21 protein-coding genes and 1 pseudogene are annotated in these 21,973 nt (G+C 56.5%); 14 read left to right on the forward strand and 8 right to left on the reverse strand.

Going from position 1 to position 21,973, the window contains the following annotated elements:
* Positions 1 to 27 precede the first annotated feature (27 nt).
* Positions 28 to 1,341: a TniQ family protein gene (locus BGI01S_RS16125; RefSeq protein WP_157004194.1), complete on the reverse strand. Its 1,314-nt coding sequence runs from the start codon at positions 1,339 to 1,341 to the stop codon at positions 28 to 30.
* 1,581 nt (positions 1,342 to 2,922) lie between these two features.
* Positions 2,923 to 4,257, reverse strand: a complete 1,335-nt coding sequence (locus BGI01S_RS16135; RefSeq protein ID WP_157004195.1) for a hypothetical protein — start codon at positions 4,255 to 4,257, stop codon at positions 2,923 to 2,925.
* Between the two features lie 866 nt (positions 4,258 to 5,123).
* Here BGI01S_RS16135 and BGI01S_RS16140 point away from each other — a divergent pair.
* From BGI01S_RS16140 to BGI01S_RS29610, 10 genes are all read left to right on the forward strand, one after another.
* On the forward strand, positions 5,124 to 5,639 hold the full coding sequence (locus BGI01S_RS16140) for a DUF6471 domain-containing protein (RefSeq protein ID WP_157004196.1): 516 nt from the start codon (positions 5,124 to 5,126) through the stop codon (positions 5,637 to 5,639).
* A 335-nt stretch (positions 5,640 to 5,974) separates the two neighbouring features.
* A complete protein-coding gene (locus tag BGI01S_RS31295; RefSeq protein ID WP_084585388.1) occupies positions 5,975 to 6,241 on the forward strand; it encodes a BPSL0761 family protein in 267 nt (88 codons plus the stop codon).
* 16 nt (positions 6,242 to 6,257) lie between these two features.
* A complete protein-coding gene (locus tag BGI01S_RS16145) occupies positions 6,258 to 6,881 on the forward strand; it encodes a hypothetical protein (protein ID WP_157004197.1) in 624 nt (207 codons plus the stop codon).
* A 43-nt stretch (positions 6,882 to 6,924) separates the two neighbouring features.
* Positions 6,925 to 7,302, forward strand: a complete 378-nt coding sequence (locus BGI01S_RS31095; protein ID WP_232624330.1) for a hypothetical protein — start codon at positions 6,925 to 6,927, stop codon at positions 7,300 to 7,302.
* A 32-nt stretch (positions 7,303 to 7,334) separates the two neighbouring features.
* Positions 7,335 to 7,760, forward strand: a complete 426-nt coding sequence (locus BGI01S_RS29005) for a putative phosphothreonine lyase domain-containing protein (protein ID WP_167335656.1) — start codon at positions 7,335 to 7,337, stop codon at positions 7,758 to 7,760.
* Between the two features lie 31 nt (positions 7,761 to 7,791).
* On the forward strand, positions 7,792 to 8,037 hold the full coding sequence (locus BGI01S_RS16160) for a hypothetical protein (RefSeq protein WP_042326973.1): 246 nt from the start codon (positions 7,792 to 7,794) through the stop codon (positions 8,035 to 8,037).
* A gap of 75 nt (positions 8,038 to 8,112) precedes the next feature.
* Positions 8,113 to 8,742, forward strand: coding sequence for an RNA 2'-phosphotransferase (locus BGI01S_RS16165; RefSeq protein WP_042326974.1), 630 nt, complete (start codon positions 8,113 to 8,115; stop codon positions 8,740 to 8,742).
* A gap of 219 nt (positions 8,743 to 8,961) precedes the next feature.
* Positions 8,962 to 9,192 (forward strand): type II toxin-antitoxin system PrlF family antitoxin, encoded by a 231-nt coding sequence (locus tag BGI01S_RS16170; RefSeq protein WP_042326975.1) that lies wholly within the window; start codon positions 8,962 to 8,964, stop codon positions 9,190 to 9,192.
* A 234-nt stretch (positions 9,193 to 9,426) separates the two neighbouring features.
* Positions 9,427 to 10,164, forward strand: a complete 738-nt coding sequence (locus BGI01S_RS16175) for an SIR2 family NAD-dependent protein deacylase (RefSeq protein ID WP_232624385.1) — start codon at positions 9,427 to 9,429, stop codon at positions 10,162 to 10,164.
* Between the two features lie 910 nt (positions 10,165 to 11,074).
* A complete protein-coding gene (locus tag BGI01S_RS29610; RefSeq protein ID WP_232624329.1) occupies positions 11,075 to 12,169 on the forward strand; it encodes a hypothetical protein in 1,095 nt (364 codons plus the stop codon).
* Positions 12,170 to 12,182: 13 nt separating this feature from the next.
* Here the strand turns inward: BGI01S_RS29610 and BGI01S_RS16185 are convergent, their stop codons facing one another.
* From BGI01S_RS16185 to BGI01S_RS16195, 3 genes are read right to left on the reverse strand one after another with little or no spacing between them, the layout of a single operon-like run.
* Positions 12,183 to 12,662, reverse strand: coding sequence for a hypothetical protein (locus BGI01S_RS16185; RefSeq protein WP_042326977.1), 480 nt, complete (start codon positions 12,660 to 12,662; stop codon positions 12,183 to 12,185).
* Positions 12,659 to 13,777 carry an ImmA/IrrE family metallo-endopeptidase gene (locus BGI01S_RS16190; protein WP_042326978.1) on the reverse strand — a complete coding sequence of 373 codons (1,119 nt, stop codon included), beginning with the start codon at positions 13,775 to 13,777 and terminating at the stop codon, positions 12,659 to 12,661. The genes BGI01S_RS16185 and BGI01S_RS16190 overlap by 4 nt, the downstream gene beginning before the upstream one ends.
* Complete coding sequence (locus BGI01S_RS16195) at positions 13,774 to 14,349, reverse strand: hypothetical protein (RefSeq protein ID WP_157004198.1); 576 nt, start codon at positions 14,347 to 14,349, stop codon at positions 13,774 to 13,776. Before BGI01S_RS16195 ends, BGI01S_RS16190 begins: the two co-directional genes overlap by 4 nt.
* Before the next feature lie 669 nt (positions 14,350 to 15,018).
* On the opposite strand from BGI01S_RS16195, the pseudogene BGI01S_RS31460 reads away from it, so the two are divergent.
* Positions 15,019 to 15,195, forward strand: a pseudogene (locus BGI01S_RS31460) (SOS response-associated peptidase family protein); the annotation flags it as partial.
* Between the two features lie 67 nt (positions 15,196 to 15,262).
* Complete coding sequence (locus BGI01S_RS16200) at positions 15,263 to 16,396, forward strand: PIN domain-containing protein (protein WP_167335657.1); 1,134 nt, start codon at positions 15,263 to 15,265, stop codon at positions 16,394 to 16,396.
* A gap of 43 nt (positions 16,397 to 16,439) precedes the next feature.
* On the opposite strand, the gene BGI01S_RS16205 is transcribed toward BGI01S_RS16200, so the two are convergent.
* Positions 16,440 to 17,885: an AbiJ-related protein gene (locus tag BGI01S_RS16205; RefSeq protein WP_042326981.1), complete on the reverse strand. Its 1,446-nt coding sequence runs from the start codon at positions 17,883 to 17,885 to the stop codon at positions 16,440 to 16,442.
* A gap of 185 nt (positions 17,886 to 18,070) precedes the next feature.
* On the opposite strand from BGI01S_RS16205, the gene BGI01S_RS16210 reads away from it, so the two are divergent.
* Together BGI01S_RS16210 and BGI01S_RS31110 are read left to right on the forward strand one after the other, a co-directional pair.
* Complete coding sequence (locus tag BGI01S_RS16210) at positions 18,071 to 18,349, forward strand: hypothetical protein (RefSeq protein ID WP_052400486.1); 279 nt, start codon at positions 18,071 to 18,073, stop codon at positions 18,347 to 18,349.
* Positions 18,350 to 18,383: 34 nt separating this feature from the next.
* Positions 18,384 to 18,602: a hypothetical protein gene (locus tag BGI01S_RS31110; protein ID WP_042326982.1), complete on the forward strand. Its 219-nt coding sequence runs from the start codon at positions 18,384 to 18,386 to the stop codon at positions 18,600 to 18,602.
* A 68-nt stretch (positions 18,603 to 18,670) separates the two neighbouring features.
* Here BGI01S_RS31110 and BGI01S_RS16220 read toward each other — a convergent pair whose 3' ends face one another.
* On the reverse strand, positions 18,671 to 19,786 hold the full coding sequence (locus tag BGI01S_RS16220) for a hypothetical protein (RefSeq protein ID WP_052400487.1): 1,116 nt from the start codon (positions 19,784 to 19,786) through the stop codon (positions 18,671 to 18,673).
* 125 nt (positions 19,787 to 19,911) lie between these two features.
* On the reverse strand, positions 19,912 to 21,972 hold the full coding sequence (locus tag BGI01S_RS16225) for an AAA family ATPase (protein ID WP_042326983.1): 2,061 nt from the start codon (positions 21,970 to 21,972) through the stop codon (positions 19,912 to 19,914).
* Between the last annotated feature and the right edge of the window lies 1 nt (position 21,973).

The raw sequence follows: 21,973 nt of genomic DNA on the forward strand, positions 1-21,973 counted from the left end.
GCTTTCAGTGGTTTCAACTGTTACGAGTCACCGCTTCTTGCCTCGAGGCTTGGCGATTGTAGTGATGCCCGTCGCCGCAATACGTTCACGCCAAGCAGCAGTGTTCTCGACGTGTTGTTGCAACGTCTCGTAAGCGCGGATAAGCCTTTTCAGCATCGCTGCTTGGTGGAACAAATTGGGACGGCGGAAGGTGCTCATGAGGGAGAAGGTGGTAATACGGTGTGGGTACTGGGTCGCTCGAAGATGCAGGCTTCGCTGTTCGATATGTGCTATGAGTTCCTCCACAATCCGAGCGTCACTAGCATCTTTCGTCCGATTCGACGTAGTTGCGACGTCCACTCCCGCAGCGAGCAGCCGCTCAACGGTCAGATACCGTTGTGCTGCATTACCGAAGCGCCTCCTCAATTGACTATGGTTCAATTCCGGACGCGAGACTCGTAGCTCCGTGTACCTCGCTATGTCTTCGGCGATGCGGTCAGCGGAGCGTTCAAGAACAAATGCCGGGGCAATTACTTGCTGGACATTGTTCGCCTTGGCAGCTTTTGCTTCAGCATCGCTGGGCGCGTTCGACCGCTCCTCCATTTTTTTCCACGACCCAGCAAGTGCAATTAGCATTGCAATCGCCGGAATCGGGTGACGAAGAGTTGTATCCCCTCTGATGACCTCTCCGAAGGCAAATTGAGAGAAGTCGAGAAATCCCGTTCGGCGAAGTGGCGAGCTAAACGGGGAGTCCGACAAATATTCTCTTGAAATCGCGTGCCGAAGAATTCCGCCCTCAAGCAGACCGATTTCGCTGGCAGCGTTGCTTGTTTCTTTGGCGACGCGCTGAAAGTCGAGCGTCGGCATGTAGCTGGGGTCGAGCAGTAGTGAGGTAACTCGCGCGAGTTCGATTTCGACCTCTGATTGCTCTGCAGTTAGTTGAAGGGCCTCAGGCACCGGCTTGAGGCCGCAGCCACAATGGTGCCCCGCATGCAACGTGCGGTCACGAAACCTGGAATAGTTAAGACATGTCTCGCAGGGAATGTGAAGCGGCATCTGGTGCTTCCCGCAAAAGAGGATGCCCGGTAACAGGTGGTCCCTGCGCCAAAATGGCCGACCGCAGCTACCAATGTCTTCTTTCAGACATTTGATGCAGCGAAGCAGGCGGTGCTTTGCCCAACCTGAAGCCTGGCCAGCCATTCCAACCTTTGATGCGAGTCCACCCCTAGGCCCTTCGATGAAATGTGAGACGATGCTCTCCGTGTCCTCTGGACGAATGAATCGGGATGCGAGGGGAATCAACGTGTTGTGTTTGATTACCTCTTCAATTGTTCCGACGCTTCGTCCAAGCAGGTCTATCACTCGTCCCATCCGGCTCGGTAGCATCCACACTTTGCTGCGTGAGAAGTTGTGATTCGCGACGACCCTGAGCCGTCGAAGATACAGTGGAAACAACTCGCTCCTGGCGATGGACAGACCGAAAGCCGGACGATGTAATTCTCGGTTTTGCATGAAATCTGAAGTCGGTATTGCAAATGACGGCCTGTACCGTCGTGATGCGCAATCGCGCCGTACGTGCCACGGTGGCGATGTCGAGCGGCTTGGCGATTCGCGCGAGTTCTTCCATTGCGCGCTTCACTCGACGGTGAACGAACACCTCTTTGCGACCAGGTAGTTGGGCGGTGTTCCCGACAGCTGTCGAGTCCGCAGTCGCGCGCTCAAAGAGAAACTCATCCATGCCGTATGCAAGCCGGAATTGGTACGCAGACGGAAGCGGTTCGCGACCGCCGGTATGAGCGCGCCGGTCGACAGTGCTCTCTGAGATGGCGCGAACTACGAAGGCTGGCAGTTCCCGACGGACCCGTCTCCCCAAGGGGCGACAGGGAGGAGCCTGGTTGGCGCGAAGCCAGACTCCGTCGTGTCGACGCAGCCACATCCATACCGAAGGCATGGACTTGCGCAGTTGGGTTCGCGTCATCTCAGGATGAAGGCTCATGTGCGCGACCCACCGCGTTCGCATGTTGTCACGCCGCGAGCAGTCCACCAATGACGTCGTAGACTCGGCCGAATGTCGCGGGGGGCGTCGGGCAATCTCGTCTATGTCGCATGCCGTCTGATACAGAAGCACGAGGATTGGCGCAGGTGCCGCGCGGTCAGTTCTCCACGCAGCTCGGAAGCATCGGTCGAGCGCCCCGCGGTCGCTCACGAGATGCGACAGCCTTTCGTCTTCGAAGCCCGCGGAGAATAGCTTTTGGAGGTCGGTGTGAAGCTGCTCCATCCGAAGCCTGCCGCTCTCGGTGACATACCCCTTTTCATGCAACATGCCGAAGGTTTTGGGCCAGATTGGCTCGTTCGGCACAACTTCGCTCACAGCGCACGAGAGCTGAGCGTATCGAAGTGAATTGGCGGCGCACGCGAAGTCGCCTGTTTTCCACATGAGCATCTCGAGAGCACTGCATTCCTGGTCGCAGACCAGACTGCAGGCATGCCAAGGGCAGCGGGTTACATAAGGAATGCAGTGAGCACAGAGGGACACGCGCCGGGACCGACCGACTGCCAATTCAAGCGTGCATTCTGGACAACGCAATCCGAAGCGGTTTCCGGACTCGACGCCTGGCGCAAGCCTGGGAAACATCGTCCGCGATGCGACGCCAAGAGCAATATTGCGGGTCGCGGATTCTGCCATCTCACGCGACATCCCACAGGCACCATAGGCGAGTAACGTGTGCTTGGCGAGTACCGCCATAGCGTCACCATAGACGTTCTCGGTGATTGCGCAAAAGCGCTGAGCGCGACATGGGAGGGTGCTGTACAAGAGCAGCCCGCGTCGGTTGCCAACGCGACTAACCTCTTTCGCCTCCCTAGACCCGGTCGTTTGCGCGACCATCGCAGCTATGCTGGTGGCACTCTCACGAGGTACCGCAGGGAACAGCATCAAGCGCGTCACGTTTTGCCCCCCAGAAGTGCGAGCGCTGTTGAGACGGTTTCCCCATCAAACACCAGTGCGTTCATCTGGTTATCTTGCAGAGGGAACGAGTCCGCGTGGTCAGACCTGAAGCCGAAATTGCGGGCTGGCACCTGGCCACTTGCGAGAAAACGCAACGACGTAAGCATCCCGACATCAAGTTCTAGGGCAACGCGCGCATAAGCTTCAAGCAGATTCACGCTGAGTTCGGCTTCGGGTGCAATTTCACCAATGGTGTACGCATACGCGGCAAGCCTCGTTGCAGGCTCGACCAGTCCCAAGGTATGTCGCCAGAGTTCTGCTGGAAACCAGTCGGGCATGGGGTGGAGGAATCTGTAGGCGAAGTAGTTCTCCCAGAGATGGTCCGCCAAGAAAAACCACTGGTCCTCGTCGAGTCGAAGGGCCGGGATAGAAACCGAGAACCGTCGCAGCGGTTGCGCTGTGTTTCCGTGAACCTGCAATGCAGTCGTTGCTGCTGTCGTCGCGAAGCAAACAACTGGAATACCAGAAAACTCTGTGAATCGGGCGAGCGTCCCAAGCAGCACTCCTCCGGCATCCCCTTTCACGGCCTTGCGTGTCAGATTCGGAACGAGGAGTGCGCCAAGGTTATGCTGTATTGCCAAGCTACTCATGGCGTTTGCGACGTCGTCCGGGTCGCGGCGAAACGGGCCTGTCCGATATGTGGAGGACCCGTCATTCACTGCGGTATCCATTTTCTTCAGAAACGTATCGACGAAGGTTCGAGGCGAACCGGTACTGGGAAATGGGACGGTTAAGGACTTGACGATGCTTATGTCGAACTGGCCGCCGGCGCTGGAGCCGACGTAAAAACGATGGGCGCTAGTTCCGATGCAGCGCTCCATTGCGCGTACCACCGCCTCCTCACCGTGCCCTGCGGGTATCGATACCCAGACACCTTGTCCGCCTGCTGTCGGAACAGCGACCACGGGAGAATTTTGCCGCCGTCCATGTACGTCTTCTGAGTCCGCGATGAAGCTGGACGCATCGTAAAGCGTGGTCTGGAACGAAGGGGCAGCCGGATTCCGCTCAAGTCGGCTATGAGTGATGTTCGTGATGACCTCATAGAGCAGACGGACTTGAGCGTCCGTCGGGAAGTTAGGAAACCCGTCCGATTCCATCAACCCAGACTTTGCGCGCGCAGGGTCGAACGTCAATTGTTTTAACGCGTCGAAGCGGCTTCGCCAGACGGGCGTGTAGTCGAGAGCCGGATTGTGTCGCCGACCATCAAGCGGGGCTGCATCGAGAACCTCGTCGACGACGCCGTGAATGGTCGCCATCACGATGCGCTCCACGGGACGACGCCCTGAGTGAATCGGATGGACAGCGGAGATGTGCCCAGACCAGACCGGCTGAAAGTCGCAGCCAGAAGCGAAGCATTAGCAGCCTGGTTGCCCGCACGTTCGTTACAAGACTTGCCGGAAGAGGCAGATGGGCTGGATGGCGTCGGCCGCGCGCCGACTACACCATCGTCGAAAGATGCGTTCATGCGATTCCCACACAAAGGACAGGGGCGAGTTTTCTCCCCCCGTGGGCCTGCAAAAGTGAGCAGGCAGGGGTTGACAACACGAACCCAATGTGAGAGATTACGCGCGCACGAAGTTGCGGCAGGACTCTCTTGGGTCCGCCGGAAGCGGGGCAAAGAGACTCGAACCTCTTTGCCCCGTTTTTATTTGTAACCTTGAATCAGCGCTACAACCTCCGAATCCTGAAATGGTGGCGCCTCATTTCCTTTCCTCCGAAAGATAGCTGGCGCCAGCGGCGCCTTGCCTGGGGACCGTCAGTTGACAAATCGGCTATTAAACGGTAAATTAGCCGCACATTGTACAGTCAGAGACGTCGCACAGCAACTTTTGTGCGCGGTTACGCACGCCTGTAGCGTTTAGGCGCCAAATCTGCCTTCCGCGGCTGTCTTGTTTTTCTTCCCCTCGTTCGTACCAGCGCCCGTTGTTGACGATGCCAAACACTTTCTTGGCCGTCCTCTCAGTTCGCTCGCTCATTTTCTCGTTCTTCTTGAAGAGCCGGCGCACAGTACAATCGTTCGAAGTCACCTTTCTTTTTCCGCCACGCGCCGGTTTGATATAGCTCAATGCGACGCGACGTTTGGTGACTTTTACTTCAGTTTAGTTTAGTCCGGCATCGCACGATTGCAAGGAGCCTTGTGAGCCACGTCGACACCTGTTGGGCGGATATGGCCGCGCGAGTAGTGCGCGTCATTCTGGCGCGAAAGGGGATGGGATATGCCGAACTCGCAACGGCGCTACGTGCCGTGGATGTCAATGAGAGCGAGCGGTCACTGGCGCTTCGCGTGACGCGTGGTCGAGTGAAGCTGTCCATGTTGCTACAGATTCTGCATGTCACGCACTCCGTGATACCCCAACTTTGGCTAGATGCTTTTTCCCGCTCCGATAGCTGGCAGGCCCGTGCCACAGCGGTTCTCGAAGCTGAACTATCTCGACATCCCACCGTGTCGGTCGATGACCTAGCGCAGCGCATGGTGCAACTCGGCGCCAGTCTGAGCGAGAAGACGCTGGCCTCGCACATTGACCAAGGCAACATCTCCCTGCCCGAGTTCCTCCAGAGCATTCTCGCGCTCGGCAGCTCGAGCCTCGACCTCTACATTGATTACCGCGACCTGATTGCGGTCGGCCGCTCCGCCGCTACTGAACGCTCGTAGGAGCGTCGCATAACCATTTTCTTGCCATCCCGATTTTCTTTCCTAAAATAAAAACGGACGCATTTGAATCTCTTTTTTTGCCCCCCCCGGTCACCCTTCGACCGCGTCGGTTCGCGTGGGGCGGTTTGGCTAAGTTGAGGTCTCAGAGGTTGCCGCGCTCGGTCGTATGTGTATCAGTCGGGGTGGAGTCGACTGTCGGGTACATGCACTCGGAGGCGGTCATTGTCGACGTCAGCACGCGGCCGGCTTGTCGGCTTCGACTTCGACCGCTGTAACGAGTCCGCAGTCAGTACATTTTGTAAGCACCCATCCGGTATGTTCGTGGAGGGAAAGACATGACAACGCCAGCCGAACGCACGAAAGCTGTGGTCGATGTGCGGAATTTTCTTCAAGTGCTTAGCAATGCAGAAGAGGTCACAATTCGCGGTCTGGTGCAATCGGTCGCGATTGGTCTGCTGAGGCACTACCCACTGGATGTCGAGTTGGACGCGTCAGCGTCCGCGTTGCCTGGAGTCTGGGCGCATCCGACTGTCGGGTGCTCGGGAGAACTTACAGCGTGCACCCGCGTGGTTCCCCTGTATCCCAAATGCACTGACGAATAACCCGAGCGAGGGTGCCATGCCGCGCCGTCGAAGCAACTCAACACCTGAACCTCCGTCCCACGATGCCCGCGCGATGGAGCTTTTGCGGAGCGCCGCGATTGCGGTGACTCTGTTTGACCCGGTCGCGGCTCGAGCACTTTTTGAGATTCCAGATGCCGAACTCGGGCGCCGCTTCAAACGTGCGCTTGTGCGAGTTGCTGGGCTAGCCACAGTGTTAGACATAGACCAACGTTCGATTCTCGAAGAAAGCACTCAACGGCGGGAGGACCTCCGTGCAAATCAGCCGGGTGCGACGCCGCGACGCCTCGTTGCCAACGCAAAACTACTGCACAAGTCTCATTTCTGCGCAGCCATAGGCTTCACCCCTCAGAAAGTCGATAAAGAAGTCGCCGCTCATCGCATCTTCAGTGTCGACATCGACGATGAACGTTATTTCCCGGCATTCTTCCTTGTTGAGCAGATTCGCCGAAAGGACCTAGCAAAGGTTGTGCAAACGCTCCATGCCATGGCCGGCTGGAGCAAGTGGAACTTCTTCACTACACCCAGGAGCGAGTTAGCTGACCTGACACCGTTGCAGGCACTCTTCTACGGCGATAGGAAACGGGTGTTGCGCGTCGCCGCGGAATCCATTGAGCGCTGAGGTGACCGACGTCAACGTCGAGCTAGTTAGATGCTTGAGTGACATGAAGGCAATCTGGGAATTCGCTCTCGAGAATCCAATGCTGCTGGCTGTAACGGCATGCGGATTCGTCCTCACATGGATTGCGCTGCGCATCAAGAATAGATACATAAATGAAGGACTCTTGTTCAAACGGCAGCCAGCTCAGAAGGAGAACCACTGCGCCTTGAAAGAAGAGGAGATGAGTCTGGACAACCATATCGACCTTGAGATTGCGCTTCGTAAGTTCTATGAGCTGGGCTTAGAGGACGGGGACTTGGGATATGCCTACTGGCATGAAGTCGCGCAGTTGCTGAAACAAGCGGCGGGCATGCAATCGCGAATACGTGAGCTCAGCAAGGAACTGGAACAATGTCGCGCGAGGCTCAGCAAAACGGATTGATACGAAAGATGCGCGAGACTGAGGAGGCTCCCATGAAGGAAGAAATTGGCGTGGAAGAACGATTGTTCAGGAAATCGGACAAGCCTTCTAAAGACTTGAGTTGCAACTGGCACTACAAGAAAGCTCCGAGCCACCACGATATTGTCTCTACCGATGCGACAGGTAAATGGTGCATCTTTGTGAGCACCACCGACGTGGACGAGGAGTGGAGCAAAATCAGCCACGCAATCGAGAACGACCAGCTGATGTGTGCCAAGGTGTCCACCGCTCTGCGCAGCATGGGTCACGATGGGCACGTCATCTGTGTCTACACGCGCGACTGGGCCGATAGGCGCGACATCATGCGTGCCCGCGAAGTGCTGCGGTCGCTGGGCTTCGTGAAGGAGCTCGGCTACAAGCGTGACACTGATACACGGAACAGGATTTACGGCTCTGGGGAGTGGTACCTACGTGCGTAGCCAGCCGCAGCAACCTATTCGGAGAGCCACAATGTCGACGAGCGCGAAAATTCCACCGCCACCTGACGCCGACGATTTCATGTCCACCGCCGAAGCCGCGATGCTCCTATTCGTTTCCCGTCCACATGTAGTGAAGCTGCTCAAGCAAGACAAACTCAAGCTTCACCACAAAGCTGGGAACACCCGATTCCTGACGAAGGCGTCAGTGCTGGCCTATCAGGCGCACCAGCGTGCTGCGGAAAAAGTCTACCAAGCTTCAACAGGTGACAACGAATGAGCGGAACCAGTTGGCTAAGGATTCAAAGCTTGGCTTCGCTGCAAGTTCGGGACATTCCGGCGGAAGTATATCTACATGAACACGAATGCCGATTCACGCGTTGCGGCCGGCCACGCCGCGGTTAGCAGACTTCTCTCAAAGATTTTGCGCCATGAGCCCGAGATGGTCGGCATACGCCTCGACCGTCAGGGCTGGGTGTCTGTCGATGAACTGATACGCGCAATAGAACGTACTGCGCGCAATGCGAACGCATCGAAGCGACTGAGGACATTGCCGACAGTGACCAGAGAACTCATCCTCGCGGTCGTGGCCACAAACGAGAAGCAGCGGTTTTCGTTATCTCAGGATGGCCTGCGGATACGAGCGGCACAGGGTCACTCGATAGGCGTGGACCTCGGATATGCCGATATGGAGCCGCCGGCTGTTCTTTATCATGGCACCGCGTGGAGCAACTGGGAGAGTATCGCGGCCGACGGATTGACGCCTCGGACCCGGCACGCTGTCCATCTGAGCACGGACGTCAACACAGCGACGCGCGTAGGAGCTCGCCACGGCCAACCACTGGTATTGGTGGTGGACGCAGCGCAGATGCACGCTGACGGGTACTCTTTCGCGCGGTCGGATAACGGAGTTTGGCTTACTCCTGCTGTGCCGACGGCATACCTGTCAAAGTGGACGTCCGACGAACGGGGGCCAAGCTCATGAAGGCGCGTTGTCGCCAGTTCGTGCTGAAGTGCGCGTTTTGGGACGACCAGCAACATCAAACCACGTCGAAGCTGTACGCCAACCGGCGCCGATGCATTCAAATCATCGCGAGCGCGACCTGTCTGAATATCGCCTGAGAATGCACTAGCGCGTGTCAGAGTAGCACTCACGGAGACTGCTTCTGCCGGTGGGCTACCCGAACATCCAAGGGGAAGTTAGATGGCTGAATCGCGCCTTACAACCAGAGGCAGTACCACGGTGCCTGCCGAGGTCAGGAAAGCGTTAGGCATGAAGCCGGGCACGCGGCGGGTGTGGCACGTCATGCCCGATGGCAACGTCCTGGTACGAGCAAAATCGAAGTCGGTTCTGGAGTTGGCGGGAGCCGTGGAATCCCCGGTCGAAGGGGTGACCATCGAGGACATGAAACCGTGGCGACGACACCGCGCGTAATCAGCGAGGCCAAATTTCGTCGACGGTTTCGACGATGAGGACGATTGCAAGGCAAGCTGCCGCACACGTCGCTTCCGCGGCGCGTTAGATTGATGCATCTGCGTTTCAGCCCATCGGTAGTCGTCGCATTGTAATGGGAGCATAGAAGTGCTTGATTCGCACGACGAAAAGCGGGAGAAAGCTGTCGCCTGGCTGCGAGAAGCAGATGGTCTACTCATCACAGCTGGCGCCGGTATGGGCGTCGACTCGGGCCTTCCTGATTTCCGCGGTCAGGAAGGTTTCTGGCGAGCGTACCCCGCGCTTCAGCATCAAGGCTTCTCGTTCGAGGACATGGCGAACCCCGTTCGGTTTGCGGAGCAACCGAAGCTTGCGTGGGGCTTTTACGGACACCGCCTAAAGTTGTACCGCGGGACTGTTCCACACGAAGGCTTTGCGATATTGCGCAAATGGGCGGGCCGAATGAGTCATGGGGCGTTCGTGTTCACGAGCAACGTCGATGGACAGTTCCAAAAGGCCGGATTTCAGGAACACCGTGTGCACGAATGCCATGGGTCGATTCACGCACTCCAATGTCTGGAGACCTGTACGGACGATACGTGGTCGGCCATAGATTTCCATCCGCTCGTCAATGAAACAACCTCCGAGTTGGAGAGCCCGATGCCCTGTTGCCCTCGTTGTGGTGCTCTCGCGCGTCCGAATATCCTAATGTTTGGCGACTGGGGTTGGGTCGGCCTTCCCTATGAGAAACAGCTGCAGCGACTCGCAGCCTGGATTTCTTCCGTGTCGACGCTTGTTGTTGTGGAAGTGGGCGCCGGGATTGCGTTACCGACGGTACGACGGTTCAGCGAACGGTTCTCGGCGCAGAGGCTCATTCGAATCAACCTTCGGGAGTCGCACACGAAACCGTCGCATGGAGTCGGTTTAGAGGGCGCCGCCGCGGCGACGCTCAGAATGCTTGACGCCCAGTTGTGAGGTTTCGTAAATCACAGTCAAATGCATAGTGCGGGTACACCTCGCCAGCCAAGTGTTCCCGGTGCGCTGAGCGAAATCGCGCGTTGGTCCACGACATGCGAGGCGTGTCGGATGGTCACACCGGCTCGGCAGTTGCCACAGCTATAGAGAACGAGATGACAGAGCGACGCGTGCCTGATGATTTTCCTAGAGAGCCGAACCCAGGCTCTGTAACCGGGGTTCAACCCAAACTTCTCGTTCGCGAAGTCGACGGGCGCTATCAAAGCGGTCCCACGAAGGAGGAACTGTGGGCACGCTATGACGCGTGCGAGGACCTTGCTAGCCAGCTAGCCGCGTACGCATCGCGAAAGATTGCGAGCTCGGGCCTGTCGTCAGACGTGGCGTTGACCCGGGCGGAGAAGGGCGTGAGATTGAAGGTCGACGCTGGCGAGTGGGAAATCTCTCGACGTGAGGTCGCTTGGGTCCTGAAGCGCACGCGGCAACTTCTATTCGCTGCGAGCGATGGCTAGCGAGCACACTCGCTAAGAAATCCGACGCAACCTTCCACCTCAGAGGACCTAGCCCTGCTTTAGGCGATTTTCTGTTTGGCGAGCTTTCGGCAACCGACCGCCTGCAATAAATATTCGGTACCGCTGCCATGATGGAAAGAGACTCGTGGTGGGTGCGCAACGCGAGCATATCCCTCAGCTTTTCGAGCAAAGCCGGTGTCTCGATACTCCGCATTAATAGTACACAGAAACCCGAGCGAATTGCGCTTCGAGACTGTCGTATCATTTCACGGAGACAAGCGTGGCTCTGGCGTGTCTGACATTTTACGCAGTATATTAGCGCGGCCTTAAGACAGTCGACAGTTTCCGAGTGATTGAAAAACCGCCATCTTTTGTGTGGGATTTGAACCGGGGAAAGCTAAATGGACTGCAATATCGTTTCCGTTGGAAAGCGTCGTGACGGACGCAACCGTTACTGGTGCCTTGCACATCACGCAAATGCGACCGCGAAGTATGGCGTTGCGGCCGACAGGTGCGTGGGTGCCGACGATATTGAGCCAAGCCCCGACGAGAAGCTTGACCTTGTCCTCGGAGATTTTGATGGAGGTGTCGCCCTTTGGGGCTCTGTACCGGCCGTGTACGACACAACAAAGCAGCCGATGGACCGAGGCATCCACGTTCATGCCCGTCGCGCGCAGCAGGACGCAAAAGATATAGACCGAACGTACCGAAAGTTACGTCTTCCTTTAGCGCTGGACTTGTTATCGGATGGCTGGCTGGAAGTGGATGAAATAGATTCCATCAACTATATGGTTTCAAGCGTCTTTGGCTTCGAAACTATCGTCGTCAATTGCGCCTTGTGCGGCTTCCCGCATTTGGACCGCGATTGGTTTGCGGTGCATCCACACCGTAAGCATCAGTGCCATGGATGCGGCCGCCACTTTTCGGATTCCACTGCAGGTATCGGGAACCCTTTGGCGCGACTTCGTGAGCTGCTACCAATGGCTCGTCGCAGCAGCCTGATTGCTCCCCGGACCCTTTCGATTTCCCAGAAGGACTATCCGGGAGGAGTGCAGATTTGGGGCTCAAATCCCGCAATTTTGTGGACGCCGACCCAGCCAGAGGAGACTGGGATACACGTTCACGCCTTCGCGGCACTCAACGACCACCTTCCGGAGGTCGACGATACTTATGCGCAAGTCACCATCGACGGAATAACACTGGACGCAACGCAAGTTCGCACACTAATGGCACAGTCCGCGATGCCCCACCTGACAGGCCGAATTGTGTGTTTATCATGCCCAGCTTGCAGGTCCGCCCACTTTGACGTTGGCGAGCTCGCTTTCACTCCGCACACCGACCATCTTTGTCATACATGTGGCCAAGGCTTCCGTTCGAAGTCCCGAGCGAAAAATGTTATTAGCAATCCCTTCCTGGCGACGAAAGAGGCACTCGCTAGAACTGCGGCAAATCCTGTCAGAAATGACGTGCTAGGTCTTCGACCCGAGACGCTATGAGCGCTCAGAATACTTACAACTCGCTCAGTGTGATTTCGGGGAGAAATCCACCTCGGACTTTCATGAGTTTGTACGCTGCGAAGGCTTCCTCTTTCGAAATATGAGACAGGCGTGTCGCCATGCGGAGCAGTCCGATAGAGCCAGTTAGCCGAATTTCTTGACGGTGCCGTGATATGGCTTTTCTAGCAGCACCATCGTCGCACGCGACCTCACACTGTAGCTTGAGGGCGGCGAGAAAACACTCGGTTTCTCCGGCGCCCAAGCCCCAAGTTGCGAGTGCAGTCTCATATTCATGTGCGTCGATGCTATCTGCATCAACCCACTCCACTTCCCCGCGACTAACTGCGGCTTCAATCTCCCGGGAGACAGTCTTGGATTCCTTCCGGACGGCCTCGCTAATGCAAAAACAGACATCCGGTATTCGAAAAACTTTGGCGAGAACACCGCCATTCGCGAGGTTGATGAGTGTAGACGCGTCGAGAATAACAATCACGCGTCAATGCCGGAGTTGGACACAACAAGCGTAGAGACCGGCACGTTGAGCGTGTCGGCCGCCCTCCCTAGCGATATTCTTCCTTCCCGAATTTGAGCAACGGCAGCTTGAATTATTGCAGGAGAAGTTTCGACTTTTAGATTCGGTCGTGGCGGCACATTGACCAAGGCAGCATATTTCTCTGGGTTACCATGGTCGTCTACAATTTTTTGATAGAGCGCACGTGCACCTCTATCCGGAAGTAACTCCAGAGATTCGAAGCGCCGTGCTGCAACCTCAAAACTAACGTTGAAAAAGTGGGCAACCCACGCGATTTCCAACGCACCAAGAGGCGCATGTGCTATTTGCAGTTCCGTCCGAACGTCGCGAAGCGCACTAAGTACACCAAATCGTGGTAAAAGCAGAGCAGCGGCAAACGCATCCGCGAACCGTTCTTCGTCGCGGTCTACCTGGTTGAAATCTCCCACTGCTTTGTCCACGCTCGCATAACCATTCGCACGCTTGTCGTGGTGGCCAACAATATGTCCCAGTTCATGGGCTATGGTGAACAGAGCCCGCGGCTGAAAGCGCCTCGCAGCTAATACGATAAACGCGTGACCATTGACGATAGCTGAGACTCCCTCGATGCTTGGGTCGCGGGAATAAAGCAACACCACTCCCAGCCTGTTCAAAATGACAGGCAAGTCCGGCAACGGCTCCAATTCGTCGATGTATGCAAAGGACCGGCGGAACAGCTGCGCAAAAGCCTCAGCGTTCTGAAGCGTAGCTGACAGACCTGAAAAAACGTCCAACCAGTTCAGGTCCGCATCCAAATCTTCGGCGATAGGCAGAACGTCTCGAATCTGCGCCGAAACAATATCCGCCTGCGATGACACATCCGGGGAACGCTGTGCGAGCGTCTGTCTGAACAAAAGTTGAACTGGCTCGAGGCCTCGTCGGTCAAGCAAGCTCGAAACCGGTAGATTGAGTGCATTTGCGATTAGGCGAACTTCCTTAAGAGACGCCTTAGAGCCGCGAGCAACTTCCTCGAATCTTTCGCGAGACAGTCCCGACTTGGCAGCAGCTTTCTCGACAGATAATCGCCGGCTCACCAAGTAGTCGGTGATGTCAATCACGACACTGCCTCACGTTTGATTTCCTTCAGCGCCTCAATCAACCGCTCGGTTTGAACATCAGTGAGCTTCCGATTCCGCCCGACTATGTGCTGCACTCTGTCGCCTTTTCGGTCGAAAATCTCAGATAGAATTTCGACAGAGCGTTGCCGGCCGAGGGTCACTTCCGCCGGAGTCTGTAGCACTACCGCGTTTTTACCGATGACGTAGTTCTTGATTCGACGGTCGAATCCAGAGTGGGTGTCACGGGGGTGCTGAACGCCACTCGGCAAGGCAATAATATTGCCCTCTTTCTGCTCACCGACGAATCTCAACGCATTCTGGGGAAGGCGCCGCAACGCCTCCAATTGGTCCTCGAGCTTTTCATCAATCTCCATTCCCCCAATCACATACTGCTGATGCCGCAAGCCTCGGCTTCCGCTGATGACGAATATGTGGTCGCCCGGTGTGACCATACGCCTTAAATCTGGTCGACAGGTGCCCATGGTCGGCTTTGCCGCTGTCAGAATCGGGTCAACAAGAGGCAAACCTGCGCCTGGGTCCGAACCCGGGGAGACGAAGATATAGCTGGACATGACAGCCCCTCAGAGTGATACCTGTTATTTTATACAGTATTTCCCGTTGGACCAATATGCGGACCCGCGAACTCGCGAGACGCAAAAAATGCTCCGGTTTGCCCTCTTCAACTGGGTCGGCTCAAGTTCAAATCGTACCACTGGAATCGAAGAACGTAGTTTTTTGGATGGTTACGACTGACAGCGGTAAGGCCGCCAAGGAGATGCGATAGGTCGACAAGCCGCTGGGCAACTAGGTGGCGGACCTTGACCTCGCACTGCAACGGCCCATACATGGCAAGAAGTGACGCTCACAGCGTTTCCTGTCGGAATCGTTCCTGGATTGACGGCCGGACAATTACCTTCACGCTGCCCGTCTCGTCCTAGATGGTCACATACATCACGCCCTGTGCGGTCCCTAGTCGCTGACGAACGGTCACCAAGTCCACAGCTGCGCGCGAGCCAGCCGCTGTGGTAAGACATGAGCGGCGCGGCCGGCACGAGACGCTGCTCGAGCAGCACCGGCCGCAGTTGCGAAAGCGGATGCTGACCGAGTGTGAGGCTCATCGAGTTGTAGTCGGCGACGATGTCTTCGCCCTCCGACGGCGCGCCAAGCACACCCAACGCCGCGAACGGCTGGCGAGTCGACGGCAGCGTGCGGGACCGGCACTTCTGCCGCGGATGTGACGGGTCACCGACGAGCCGCCGCCAGAGATTGAAGCGGCCGGCCATGACCGCTGCATCATTCCAATCAAGCCCGAGAACATCGAAACGTGGCTGAATCCGCAAGCATCAAGCCTAGACGCGATGTATGCCATCCTCGATGACAGGGACCGGCCGTATTACGAGCACAAGCTCGCGGCGTGACGCCATAGCGATTCCATCCGGCTGCTGTCATAAACTGTCGGTCTTTCTGTATTCTCTTACGCTAAAAATGCAACCCGACGACATTCGAGCCAACATCCTTGATGGAACAATTCGAGCCATTTCCGTAGACACTTGTATTTTTGACGCCGCAAATTTGCGTCTCGAACATGGGCAATTGAAGCAGCTCGAGAGCCTGGCGGCATCGGGGTTCCGATTGGTGTTTTCCGAAATGACCTTGAAGGAGATTCGCGGGCATCTGGCAAAAAAGACTGAAGAGGCGCGTTCGTCGCTACAGAAGGGACTTGCAGACTCAGTTAATCACTGGGCCCTTCCGGAGGAGAAGAGGAAACAGTTGCTAAGGGATGTTGTGGGCGACGCAGACTTCAACGCCGCATCAAAGGCCAGGCTTTCGGCGTTTCTCGAGCGGTGTAAGGCAGAAATTGCTGGCGCCCAAGAGCATCTTGAGGTCGACAAGCTAATCGCATTGTATTTCGACCAGAAAGCACCTTTCGAATCTACTAAAGACAAGAAAAGCGAGTTTCCAGACGCGATTACCCTTCTCTCGCTTGGGTCGTGGGCCACGAAGCAAAAGACGTCAGTCCTTTTTGTCACGAGGGACAAGGGATGTATTTCGTATTGCGAGACGGCGGAGCGCCTCGCGGCTATAGACGACCTCGGAGCTGCCCTGACGCTTGTCCAAGAACGAAATGAGCATACCCGGAAGCTGACCGACACCGTTGCCCAACGAATTCAGGAAGGCGCGTATCCGGACTTCCTCGAGCAGCTTACCAGCACCATCGCGAACAACGTCCACGACCTCAACATAATTCCGGAAGCTAGCTCGTCGTTCTATTTCGATGCTGAGATGGAAGACGAGCACGTCGTCGACGCAGAGTTTGAATCGAAAGACGGGCGCCCAGTCCTGAACCCAGTTGGCTATGTCAACGATGTGCTGACCGTTCAAGGCATCGTCACCGTCAATCTTGGACTGGTTGGCGCATTTTCGTTTTCTATGAGAGACGGTATCGATAGAGACATGGTGCGCATCGGGCACGGACGTGCTGAGCGCGAGGTTACGGTAAGCATCGAGGTGCTGTACACCTTCGAGGATTTCGAGGACGGTGAGCCCGAACTCGTCGAAATCGAAATCGTGCCTACGAGATTTGAGGTCGACTTCGGAGAAGTGAACCCGGATTACTGATTCTGACCTGACATCAACCTCAAGTCCGCGTTCGCGCCGGCGCCTATCGAACCCCGTGCCGCGCGAGCAATCGTTCGAAAAACTCAGCTACGCGGCGCTCTGCTTCTGGACCGACCTTCGGATTTCCGGCAAGGTCCACGTCACGGAATTCATATCCGCCGAAGCGATACACCTCGTAACCCATCAGCCGAAGCCGCCGGTCTTCCATCGCCATCTCGGCATAGAGTTGTGCGTTAGCGATGTAGCGCTCGGGAGCGCTTTGGTCTTTCACTGCGTAGTGATGGCGCCCATCTATCTCAATAACAATGCGGACGCCTTGCTCAAGCATGAGAAGGAAGTCCATGCGCTGCCGCGCCAAGAATTTCTCATCGCCTCGCTCACGGCGCGTGTACGGGTCGTAGTGCAGGTAGACCTGCGGAATTAGAGCCGGGAGTCGCTCATTGAGTAGTTTGCTGAAGCGTTTGTAGTAGCCGTGAAAAATCGCGTATTCGCCGGGCGAGTCGGCGCCGATGACGGAATCGCGCAAACGCGTGTACAAAATCTTCGAGCCTTCGGTTTCGTCTACACCATGAATGTCAGCGTACCAATCGCGAAGGTCGCTCCATAAAAGCATCCCCGAGCTGGGAAGCGGCTGGTCGTAGACGAGCACCTTGTCCGCGTGCTTCGTGATTTCGACGTCATTGTTTAAGGCGTCGCGAAAGACCAATTCCGGTTTCTGTCCGGTCGACGCAAAAATCAGATTCTTCATCGTTCCGGCCACGCCCGCCAGAGCGCGAACGACACTGTAAATAGGATACTTGGACTCGACAGAAGTCTGTTTCAGTGTGAAGCCGTCTCGCTTCAACGCGTCGCTGATTGCGGCGGCCAACTCGGCCTGTTCAGCATCGCGCCGGGTCATCGGATGGACAAGTTTTTCAAGTAAAGCGAAGAAGCGAAACTGAGAGCACGTCAACGCGCCGCATTCAATGAGCATCTCCTCACTGGTCCAATCAGGGTTGCGGAGGTAGTGCTGGTCTATCTGAGCATCTAGGCTGGAGTTATCCAGCCACACCGACCCACCGTCGCGTAACGCCGCAGCGCCAAAAACCTCCTCTAGGCTTTCCAGGACCGGAGAGTCACCGAACAGCGAATCAAACCGATTCAGAACTTTGAGGACGTCGCCGCGAACAAGCTTGCTTACGCGGTGCTGACTATGCTCCGTCAGCTCGACGAGCGCTTCCATCAAGCTCTCATCCGGATATTTGTGAAGCACCTTCCGCGCAAGCTCGACGAGCGCGTCTTCGCTCAAGTCAGCGATTCTCATGCTGACATAGGACCTTTTGCTACCGTGCGCCTCTGCTTCGTCGCCTGGTCCAACGGACGGCTGAATGCCCAGCTGCATGCACACGCGTGGAAGGTTGTACGATTTGACTTCGTGCAGAACAGCTGGAATCAGTGTCCTTATCGTCTCGAAGGAAACTGCCGGGAGCTTGATGCTCGAACCGACCATGAAAAATGCCTCCTTGTTTTGCACTTGCTCATCGCCCCACTCGAGGCCTTCGAGAAAGCATGCCTTGTTTCTGCAAAAAAAGCAGCCGCTAAGGCAGCGAAAGCGGTGGTCATTATGTTGGCAGCTGGAGTTGCGTTTCTCACCGAGCTGAGCGTCGACTGGCGCCCACCTGATGGAACGATTGAATGGAAATCATCGTTGAGACGTACAAACCCTACGGCGAACCTTCGTCGGCAGGCTTGCGCGTGAGGCCGCTTCCCGGGCAAGGGTTCGACACAAACCTCAAAGTCGAGTGCAGTCGTTCCATGCGCCAACAATATCCAGCGGGCTCGCTGTTCCGGCTCGTCGTTAAGATGATAGAACGCGAGGGCACAAAATTTTTGTACGCCTATCATGCGGCGCCGTTCGAGCACGTAAGCCGTGAAGAAGCGGAACAATTCATTTCGACGATGTTTGACGGCTGACAAGTCGAAGCACCCGCAGAGGAGCACAAACACTATGCAGCAGGCTACCTATAAAGGTTACGTGATATGGGGCCACGCCATTGAGCAGCAGGAAGAAGTTCTCGCTCCCGAGCGGTACGCCGCGAGCGGGACGATTACGCGGGACCGCAAGTTCGTAGAGGCCTCCGGAGTTCTCGGCGTCTTTGACGCGGAGGAAGAAGCGCAGAGCGTCGGATTATCGTGGGCGCGCGCGTGGGTCGACTCGCACGGATAGCGCGAGGCCATCCGCACGTGGCAATAGTCACCGTGTTGGGGGCGCACGTCATAACCGTCGGCAGATGCTCACGGGGGTAGTACAGCGGTGAGCGAACGATAAATTCCTTCCGCCATTTTTCTCACGTCACCAAGCGAAGCGTTCATCAAGATATTCGTGGTCGAATAAAACGGCAAGAAGGTCTCAACGGGCATGGACCTCACTTCACCATCCACCAATTTGTGCTCAATCGCCGCGCCAAACCAATTGTCGGGCAATGGGTGGAGCGCATCCGGGTTGCGAATCAGGACCGTCCCCTGCCGCCAAGTTTCAATGGGCCCCTTTTTATCGCCCACCTCGTAGACGAATGGCCGGGGAGCGGCCGCGTTGGGGTCGTGCCGGTAGCAGGAGCCCCATCGAAGCATCCGAACACCCCTCGCCATGTACGCGCCTTGGTGACCCATGCGGTTGAACTTGGGGATGGTTCCCGTGTTGCAGAACAACACAGCCGATATGTGCTCGGCGTCCTCCTGCCGGAAGAAGCCAGATGGTATGCGCTTGTCGCCTTGCCGATGCTCTTCCACGTTGTGGCCTTCGATGACGAGATTTCCATCTTCGTCATGCCACCAGGTCTGTCCCATACCGTAAAGGTACCGAAGCAACGGTACATCGGAAGTCGCAAGCGCTCCGGCCGCGTGAAAATCCTGAATCGCTAGAATAAGTGGCTTGTCCGCGACCTGAGGTAGCTCCCAGTATTTCTTCTTGAGCTTTGTGAATAGCGGGCTTCCCAACCTGATGGGAATCGTGTGTTCCAGGTTCTCCATCGCGTCCTGAAGCGTCCTAGGGTCTGGGACTGCCTCGTAGGGTTGGATGACGCCGTTTCCCTGAGGATTTGCTGTCACTGCCTCGACAGCCGCGGTCAGGCCATCCTTGGTGATTAGAAAATCAGGACGGTCAAAGCTTCTATCCAACTCGTGGCCAGCGTCCTTCAGCATCACCGAGAGGAAGAACTCGAAGGTACGGGCATCCAAGCCGAACGTCTGAAACTGCTCGACGAAATTGCCGTCTGGGTCGGAGAACTCCGCTTGTAGTTGCTTGATAAGTTGACGTGCCGGAGCGTAGCCTAGTGCATCCCGCAATGACAGGAACTGCGGATGGAGTTCGCTATCAGGCTTGCCCAAGTCGGCGAACAAGTCGATAGGCATCTCATTTGGCTCCCACTATCAAGCTTCGGCCCCAGGCCGGCAGGCAAGTTTTCATCATCGTTCCTCGGCGCCTCACTGAGTAAATCCGCCGCGCCGGACGTCGCCGGCGCCGCCACTCGATATGGCTACATTGCACCGTCGTGTCGCATCGGGCCAATGAACTTCTCTGGCAACTCGATAAGGTGAAAGTGGCTGCCTTCAGTCACGCGGTCGAAAACTGCGACGCTTTCATCAAATGACGCGGCAAGTATGCTCTGCAGCTGCTTTAGTCCGCTCATAAGGTTCACAAGTGCCTTCTGGCTCGTCTCGCTCATCGAATGCTGGCCCGGCTCATCGAACATCAACACGCTTGGGTGATTGCCTGCGTAGTCCCGTGTAGACGACGTCTGATACACCGCGAGCAGGAATGCCCAGATAAGCCTGACAAAGTCACTCGCAGATGATTCGGATTTGACGTTGCGCTTCAAAACTTCGCGCAGCGTGATGTCACCCAATGCCGGAAGCAAAGTCCCTGCATTGATTTGGACCTCCGGGATGTCGGCGCTCGTGTAGTTAAACGCCGATGCGTTTGCGCGAAAGTTCTTTTCGAAAACTGAAATCTTGACGCGGTCTCGCTTGCTGTACAGGTCGCTTGGAAACTTCTTCTGTTCCTCCTCGGCGCCGACAAGCTTGTCTATAAGACCTTCCGCACGCTCAAGGAAGGTCGATAGACGGGACTCCGCACTCTGCAGCGAACGAATATCTTGCTCCAGATTTATCTGCTTCCTGACGTCGGCTTCGAGTGTTGCGTCCGACTGCGAGATGTTTTTCCTAAGATTTACGACGTAGGCTCGCTGCTGCGCTATCTCGCTCTCCAACGCTGCGATGTGGCCCGCGGATTGTTCGCCCATATTCTCCAAACCGGCAATCTGCCCTTTGAGCATGCGCAGCTGCGCTTCGAGGTAATCGATGTTGTGCTGCAAATCCATCGGTGTCACCCCGTCCGTGTGAGGCAGCAGAGTGTTCTCGATGTTGGCACCGCAAGTTGGGCACTTGCCTTCGGCAGATTGAAGCTGGAGGCTGGCTCCCAGGTCGTGCAGCTTCCGGGTTGTCTTGTTCTTGCGAAGGTCGGACTCCGCCTGTTGGAGGAGCTGCCGAAACTCGACCAAGGTGTTCTGTCGCAGGCGGCCTTCACTCGACAGCGTCTCATAGCGCGCCATGAGCATGTCCAACTTGGCGGTCTGCTCATTCAACAGGTCGATGACATCCGGGGTCGCCGAGGCCGGGCCTATTTTTCGGCGGCGCTCGATTGCGTGCCACTGCTCCGTCTTACTCGACACAGCTTGCGATACAGCAACGTTCTCCGACTCGATTCTCACCCAAAGGGTCGCGTGGCTTGGCTCAAACGACCTGTGGAGAGTCTTGGGGATACCCTGAGCGGTTACGCCCACCATGCGCAGAGCAGCCTGCAGCTCAGAGAGATTGTCCGTCCATCGGGCCTGCAGTTGATTGATGAGCTGCTCGTTGAGCGCTCGCTCCGCCTCGAGCTTGAAGTTGTCGAGGCCAAGTAGGTACTGAACAACTCGGGTTGGCGCACCCAGGATTTGATAGAACGGGATGTTCGCGATGTAGTCGGTCCAGCCGCGCTTCTGTTCGATGAACAGCGCTGCGGCGACGACTTGGGGATACAGCCGGGTGAGGCCGCCCACCGAGGATTGCACGCGAGGCAACTGCATGCCGAGAAAGGTCTCGAGGTAGCGCAGAAACCCGCGCTCGTACTGCGCGGCACCCGGGTCGTGCAGGAAGAGCGGCGTGGGCTCGCCAACAGCATCATCGGGCTTCGTGACCAGAGCGCCGTCAAATGCTTCGATGAGTCTCGTCTGTTTGCTTTCGTTCCGGATAGGGCGCCGGAACGTAACGACCTTCCCTGAGTCGTTTTCGACCTCCACCAGGACTGCGGACTGGCTGATGACTCGCGTCTTGCCGTCGAACTGGAAGCTGTCGCGCACGGCCGATGTCAAGGCGCGCTCACCTTTTACGCCAACCAGTTCTTCAAACCCGAGACCGTACATCAAGGTGTTCACCAAGGTACTTTTCCCTGATGAGTTACGACCTTTGATGATGTTTAGGCCTGGCTTGAACGGTGTACGAAAGCCGAAGGACTCACCATCGCTGATGATTCGAATTTCAATTCCACGGATGAGCATA

The sequence above is a fragment of the Paraburkholderia ginsengisoli NBRC 100965 genome (genome assembly GCF_000739735.1).
GTDB classification, from domain to species: domain Bacteria; phylum Pseudomonadota; class Gammaproteobacteria; order Burkholderiales; family Burkholderiaceae; genus Paraburkholderia; species Paraburkholderia ginsengisoli.

Bases quoted from the DNA above. Each gene is read 5' to 3' on its own strand.
- BGI01S_RS16220 (WP_052400487.1), bottom strand. From the start codon at position 19,786: ATGCCTATCGACTTGTTCGCCGACTTGGGCAAGCCTGATAGCGAACTC.
- BGI01S_RS16145 (WP_157004197.1), top strand. From the start codon at position 6,258: ATGCCGCGCCGTCGAAGCAACTCAACACCTGAACCTCCGTCCCACGAT.
- BGI01S_RS16170 (WP_042326975.1), top strand. From the start codon at position 8,962: ATGGCTGAATCGCGCCTTACAACCAGAGGCAGTACCACGGTGCCTGCC.
- BGI01S_RS16165 (WP_042326974.1), top strand. From the start codon at position 8,113: ATGAACACGAATGCCGATTCACGCGTTGCGGCCGGCCACGCCGCGGTT.
- BGI01S_RS16160 (WP_042326973.1), top strand. From the start codon at position 7,792: ATGTCGACGAGCGCGAAAATTCCACCGCCACCTGACGCCGACGATTTC.
- BGI01S_RS16195 (WP_157004198.1), bottom strand. From the start codon at position 14,349: ATGTCCAGCTATATCTTCGTCTCCCCGGGTTCGGACCCAGGCGCAGGT.
- BGI01S_RS29610 (WP_232624329.1), top strand. From the start codon at position 11,075: ATGGACTGCAATATCGTTTCCGTTGGAAAGCGTCGTGACGGACGCAAC.
- BGI01S_RS31095 (WP_232624330.1), top strand. From the start codon at position 6,925: ATGAAGGCAATCTGGGAATTCGCTCTCGAGAATCCAATGCTGCTGGCT.
- BGI01S_RS16210 (WP_052400486.1), top strand. From the start codon at position 18,071: ATGGAAATCATCGTTGAGACGTACAAACCCTACGGCGAACCTTCGTCG.
- BGI01S_RS16225 (WP_042326983.1), bottom strand. From the start codon at position 21,972: ATGCTCATCCGTGGAATTGAAATTCGAATCATCAGCGATGGTGAGTCC.
- BGI01S_RS16205 (WP_042326981.1), bottom strand. From the start codon at position 17,885: ATGGTCGGTTCGAGCATCAAGCTCCCGGCAGTTTCCTTCGAGACGATA.
- BGI01S_RS31110 (WP_042326982.1), top strand. From the start codon at position 18,384: ATGCAGCAGGCTACCTATAAAGGTTACGTGATATGGGGCCACGCCATT.
- BGI01S_RS16175 (WP_232624385.1), top strand. From the start codon at position 9,427: ATGGGCGTCGACTCGGGCCTTCCTGATTTCCGCGGTCAGGAAGGTTTC.
- BGI01S_RS16200 (WP_167335657.1), top strand. From the start codon at position 15,263: ATGCAACCCGACGACATTCGAGCCAACATCCTTGATGGAACAATTCGA.
- BGI01S_RS29005 (WP_167335656.1), top strand. From the start codon at position 7,335: ATGAAGGAAGAAATTGGCGTGGAAGAACGATTGTTCAGGAAATCGGAC.
- BGI01S_RS31295 (WP_084585388.1), top strand. From the start codon at position 5,975: ATGACAACGCCAGCCGAACGCACGAAAGCTGTGGTCGATGTGCGGAAT.